Annotated in this window: 4 protein-coding genes; 1 reads left to right on the top strand and 3 read right to left on the bottom strand. The window is 48.0% G+C overall.

The annotated features are described in order from the left end of the window. The 3 genes from J6U00_RS10900 to J6U00_RS10910 all read right to left on the bottom strand — a co-directional run. Positions 1 to 2,433 (bottom strand): DEAD/DEAH box helicase (locus tag J6U00_RS10900; RefSeq protein WP_296581783.1); only part of this gene is annotated, 2,433 nt, incomplete at its 3' end. A gap of 25 nt (positions 2,434 to 2,458) precedes the next feature. Beyond that, the gene (pth, locus tag J6U00_RS10905; RefSeq protein ID WP_296581789.1) at positions 2,459 to 3,085 is read right to left on the bottom strand and encodes an aminoacyl-tRNA hydrolase; all 627 of its coding nucleotides are present in this window, start codon (positions 3,083 to 3,085) and stop codon (positions 2,459 to 2,461) included. Between the two features lie 113 nt (positions 3,086 to 3,198). After that, entirely contained in the window at positions 3,199 to 3,963 is a 765-nt protein-coding gene (locus tag J6U00_RS10910) for a histidinol-phosphatase (RefSeq protein WP_296581791.1), read from the bottom strand. Positions 3,964 to 4,135: 172 nt separating this feature from the next. Between J6U00_RS10910 and J6U00_RS10915 the strand changes: the two genes are divergently transcribed. Next, on the top strand, positions 4,136 to 4,344 hold a 209-nt coding region (locus J6U00_RS10915; protein ID WP_296581793.1), incomplete at its 3' end, for a hypothetical protein.

The raw sequence follows: 4,344 nt of genomic DNA on the forward strand, positions 1-4,344 counted from the left end.
CACAACAGTTCCCATATTGTATTCTATAACGTAGGTCTGCACCGGATATCTGTCCTGTGGTGGCTCTTCTATGACGGACATGTCACGTATACCGCTCATTGCCATATTAAGTGTACGGGGTATTGGAGTTGCTGAGAGCATAAGCACATCAACGCCGGTGAAGCTCTCTTTGAACTTCTCCTTGTGAGCCACGCCGAAACGCTGCTCCTCGTCGATTATGGCAAGTCCGAGGTCCTTGAACACAACAGACTTCTGTATTATCTTATGAGTGCCGATTATAAGATCTATACGCCCCTGCTTAAGCTTCTTTATAATCTCCTCCTGCTGCTTCGGCGAGCGGTAGCGGCTGAGCAGTTCGATATTCACGGGGAAGTGCTCGAAACGGCGTAGCGCAGTCTGATAGTGTTGATAGGCAAGTACAGTTGTAGGCGCAAGTATAGCGCACTGCTTGCCTGAAAGCACACATTTCATGGCAGCTCTCAGAGCCACCTCTGTCTTACCGAAGCCGACGTCTCCACAGAGAAGTCTCTCCATAGGACGGGGACGCTCCATGTCAGCCTTTATCTCAGCAATGGATGTAAGCTGGTCGTCGGTCTCCACGTAAGGAAAGCGCTCCTCAAAGTCGTGCTGTATCTCATCATCAGGGTAGAATGCGAAGCCAACACTCTTTTCGCGCTTTGCGTAAAGAGCTATAAGCTCATGAGCCATGTCCTTTACGGCACGTTTTACATTGCTCCGTGTCTTCTGCCACTCGCCGGAACTTAACTTATTCAGCTTCACACCGCTGTCATCTCTCGGACCAATGTATTTTGATACCATGTCAAGCTGAGTTACGGGTATGTAAAGCTTATCCGTGCCTGCGTACTGTATGGTTATATAATCCTTTGTAACGCCGTCCATTTCTAGCTTGCGTATGCCGATGAAGCGTCCTATGCCATGGCCGGAATGTACCACGAGGTCGCCCTCGGTTATATCAGCAAGGGAGCGTATCTCCTCAGCCTTGTTCTTCTTTTTGCGGCGCTTGCTGCGAACTGAGTCCATGGAACGTCCCTGCGTGATGAGAACTATCTTGTTTTCCGGGTACTCAAAGCCTCCGCTGAAGCTGCCTGACATAAGCAGCACACGTCCCTCAGCAGGCTCGATATTCTGCGATAAAAGATCACAAGGTATACCCTTGTCTATGAGGTCCTGCTGTATGATAGGCAGGGTCTTGTCACTGCCTGCTGCAAGTATCATGCGGTATCCGCGGCGTCTGAAATCCTCAAGATCCTCAACGAGTTGCTTCATCTCGCCACTCCACGGGGCTGTCTGCATAGCCTCGAAGCTCACCAGCCTGCGGAAGTCTATACGCTCACCACCCTGCATGAAGCTGCTCATATACAGACAGACCTTCTTTTCTGCTAAATGCTGTATCTCCGGGAGCTCCAGCACATAACCGTCAAGCCCTTTGCAGAGCTGTCCGTCCTCCATTAGAATCTTTATATCCTCGTTATGGCGTGCAAGAACTCCTGATGCATTGTCCATAACGTCGGAATAATCGCTGAAAAGCACAGCTCCGTCGATATAGTCGAATACCGTCGAGGGCTCGCCGTAAACAAGAGGATAGTACTTAACACTGTGGGCAAGTATCTCCCCTGCTCTCAGTCTGTGAACGTCCGCTCCGAGATGCTCGCGTACTGCATCCATACGCTTTCCACGTACCTTTTTGCATAGCTCCTCTATCCTGTCCGCAAGCTCTTCGTTATCATAGAGGACTTCTCCTGAGGGGTATATCTCAACGCTTTCCATAGCCTCCGTGCGGCGCTGTGTATCGGTCTCGAATTCGGATATGGTATCTATCTCGTCTCCCCACAGCTCAATACGCACTGGCTTGTCAGCCTGAACGGGATATATATCAAGTATAGAGCCTCTTACAGAAAACTGTGAAGCACCCTCGACCTTTTCGCAGCGCTGATAGCCGCATTTTGCAAGAGTAAGCGAAAGCTCAGTAAGGTTTATCTCCTGTCCCTGCTTCAGCTCTATACCTGCCGCGATAAGGACTCCCACAGGTATTACCGGCTGCATGACAGCTTCGATACTTGCACAGATAACGCTGCAACGGCTTTTAGCCGCCTTTATGAGGGCGGCTATACGCATATACTCGTACTCGTGGTTGGTACTGTCTACGGGAGTGAATACCAGCTCCTTTGACGGGAACAGAACAGCTTCCTCACAGCCAGCCATCATATTTATATCATCACAGAGTTTTTTTGACTCCGCTTCCGTACCCGTGATAACAAGATTTATCTTCTTGCCGCCAAGTGCATATACAAGCTGAGCCCTGTGTATATGGGAAAGACCCGTCACAGAGACGGGTGAGATATTCTTGTCAATAGCTTCTCGCAGGCTCTTATAGCCTGCAAGCCCGGTAAATAATTCCTTAAAGACGTTCATTGCACTCTCCGTAAAAGATGTGGTATCATGAGTTGTATTTGTTCATAGCCTCGTCGGTCTTGCCCTGTACCATAAGTTTTATGCACTCGCAGGCGTTCTTTATCGACTCTTCTATGCTCGCCCCGTCCTCCTTGCCAAACTTTCCGAGGACCCATTTTGCAAGGTCGTAATCGGGATGTGGCTTCTTGCCTACACCCATTTTTATCCGCGGGAAGTCGTCCCTGCCTGTGAGCTCGCATATACTACGTAGTCCGTTGTGACCGCCGTGACTGCCCTTGCGGCGTATCCTCAGCTTTCCACAGTCAAGGGAGATATCGTCGCAGACCACTATGAGGTTCGCCGCGTCTATCTTGTAAAACTCCAGAGCCTGTACTACTGCTTCGCCGCTGTTGTTCATAAAGGTGGTGGGCTTGAGAAGCAGACAGCGTTTGCCCTCGATAGTCACCTCAGCGGTCTTGCCCTTGAAGCGCAGACGGCTTATGTCCTCGCCCAGCTGCTTTGCCAGCTCGTCAAGCACCATGAAGCCAGCATTATGGCGTGTATTCTCATATTCAAGCCCCGGATTTCCGAGACCTGTTATCACATATTCTATTTTACCTCTTGCCGCAGAAGAATTTGCGGCGATTCTGTCGAACACATCAAAAATACTCATAGTTGTCTCCTATTCACGTTCATCTATGTTCACTCTGAACTTATATCCGTCCCTGCATAGGACAAACGTCAGGCGCAAAATGTGCACCCATATAATTGCTAATGGCTAAAGACTCAATCAAGGCCGTCAAGGGTCTCAACTACTTCAAGTCCGTATTTTTCAGCAAAGCGTCTTCCACGCTCTATTATGTGATCATCGCAGAGCGACTCCGGAAGATGTGCGTCACAGCCTATTATAGCTTTGTTTCCAACATTCTGCGCTATGCTGAAAAACCTGTCTGAAGGATAATGTCTGCCTCCCGACATACCAAGAAGGTTTATCTCAACGGGTATATCTCTGCTTTTCAAATAAGTACACAACCGGGTCATCTGACTTTCATATGCCTTCTCGTCACCCATAAAGCGTATAAGGTCAGGGTGTGCAAGATAACGGTACCTTCCTGACTCCATGCCTTCTATAATACGGTCCGTGTACTGTATCAGTATGCTCTCATCATATACGGGAGCTCCCATATATACTCCCAAACTTTCGGGGTCGTTGAAATGCTGCCCCATTATCATATAATCAAGTGGATATTCCGCAAGAAGTCTGTCCTGTGCTTCTATGAGCTGAGGGATATACTCTGCCTCAAAACCGATATATATCCTTATATCGTCAGCGTACTCCCTTTTCAGGTCGGTGAGGGATCTGAAATAGCCCTCCACCTCGTCGGGAGTCATTCGTATCCCCGATACGTATTCGTCGTCAAATACCCACGGGCAGTGATCCGAAAAACCAAGCACCTTTATGCCGCTCTCTATGGCGTGCTCCACAAAATCCCTGTCGCTGCCCATTGCATGACCGCAGCGCTCTGTATGGGTATGATAATTTGCCAGCATAGCTTCCGCTCCTTTCAAACTATGATTATACCACTTTTTGAGAAAAAAAACAAGTACAGCAAGGCTCCGTTCCATCACAAAACGGTATTTATATATTTTCAGCTATCATTGACAAATATCCGATACAGTTGTATTATAATGTTGTATTATAATAAAAAGGATGGCAAGAGATATGATAAGAATAAATTATAAAAGATCAGCGGCAGGATATGACAACTGCTTTGATCTTAATTTCAGTGAACAAGAGATCATACCATCCATTTACTATGAAAAAGGCAAAAGTGGAGCTGCACTCAGGTTCTTTATCCGACTGCTTGGGAAAGCAGGTATGCTCAATGGAAACGCTATAGAGCTTATATGGTCAAAGCATTACCCATGCCA

The organism is Ruminococcus sp. (assembly GCF_017650195.1).
In the GTDB taxonomy this organism is placed as follows: domain Bacteria; phylum Bacillota; class Clostridia; order Oscillospirales; family Ruminococcaceae; genus Ruminococcus.